Genomic DNA, 1,505 nt, shown 5'->3' on the forward strand with positions numbered 1-1,505 from the left:
GTCCCGCCTGTGGCCTGTGCTGCCGTACGGTACGTCGTCACGGGCCGGACGTGGCAACTCTGGCACATCTTCGCGCGGGTGCGGAGCGGGGGTGGGGGCGGGGCCGGGGCGGCCCGGTGGCAGGGAGCGCGCGGGCGCGGGCCACCCCGCGCCCCGCTCCCCCGGACCCGCGCCCCCTGCCCCGCCGTTGACTCACACGCGCGGCGGCGTGCCCTCCCGGGGGAAGCCGCCGACGCCGGGGCGCCGCTGCCAGGGCTTCGGGCCGGACTTCGGCCGGTAGGCGACGCCGAGCGCGTCGAGCCGCGCGTAGTGCGCCGTGTCCATGCGGTGTGCGAAGCCCTCGTAGTCGCGCGCGTCGGGGGCGGGCAGTTCGCTCCAGACGACCTCGGAGAACGCGGCGAGGCGCGGGAAGGTCTGATAATCGCGGCGGTCCTGGCTGTCCATCACCTCGGACCAGGAGTTGGCCTGCGCGCCGAGCACGTGGCGCGCCTCCTCGGGGGTCAGCTCCGGGGGTACGGGCTCGAAGCGGTAGATGTCCTCCATGGTGCGCACCCACCCGATCGGGACGGGTTCCTGCTCGCCCTCCGCCTGCCGGAAGTCGAGGTAGACCTGCTGCTCGGGGCACATGACGACGTCGTGCCCGGCGCGCGCGGCGGTGATCCCGCCCGCGTAGCCGCGCCAGGAGGTGACGGCGGCGCCGGGCGCGAGGCCGCCCTCCAGGATCTCGTCCCAGCCGATGAGCCGCCGCCCGCGCGCGGTCAGCCAGGTGTCGAAGTGCCGGATGAACCAGCTCTGGAGCCCGTCCTCGTCACCGACGCCGAGTTCCGCGATGCGCGCCTGCGCGGTCGCGGACGCCTTCCACTGGTCCTTGGGGCACTCGTCGCCGCCGATGTGGAAGAAGGTGGACGGGAAGAGGTCGAGGACCTCGGTGAACACGTCCTCGTAGAAACGAAGGACCTCTTCGGTGGGAGCGAGGACGTTCGGGTTGACGCCCCACGTCTCCCACACGCCGAGCGCGTCCGTGTCGATGACGTCGCTGTTGCCGAGGTGCGGGTACGCGGCGATCGCGGCCTGCGAGTGGCCGGGCACGTCGATCTCGGGGACGACGGTGATGTGCCGCTCGGCGGCGTACGCGACGATCTCGCGCAGGTCGTCCCGCGTGTAGTAGCCGCCGTGCGGGGTCTCGTCCCACTGCTCGGAGGTGCGGTGGCCGCGCTTGGTGCGCGGGCGCCAGGCGGCGGTCTCCATGAGCTTCGGGTAGCGCTCGATCTCGATGCGCCAGCCCTGGTCGTCGGTGAGGTGGAAGTGCAGGACGTTGAGCTTGTGCGCGGCGAGCAGGTCGATCGTGCGCAGCACGCTGTCCTTGGGCAGGAAGTGCCGGGCGACGTCGAGGAGGTGGCCGCGCCAGGCGAAGCGGGGGCTGTCCTCGATCTCCGCGTACGGGAGCGTGGCGCCGGGCGCCGGTACGGGCGCGGGCGCGGCGCCCGGCGTGGTGGGCACGGCGG

At 73.6% G+C, this 1,505-nt stretch carries 1 protein-coding gene; it reads right to left on the reverse strand.

From position 1 onward, the window contains the following. Positions 1-192: 192 nt before the first annotated feature. The coding region (locus G3I42_RS34540; protein ID WP_164291605.1) for a family 20 glycosylhydrolase at positions 193-1,505 on the reverse strand (1,313 nt) is incomplete at its 5' end.

The sequence above is a fragment of the Streptomyces sp. SID11385 genome, from assembly GCF_010548245.1.
In the GTDB taxonomy this organism is placed as follows: Bacteria; Actinomycetota; Actinomycetes; order Streptomycetales; family Streptomycetaceae; genus Streptomyces.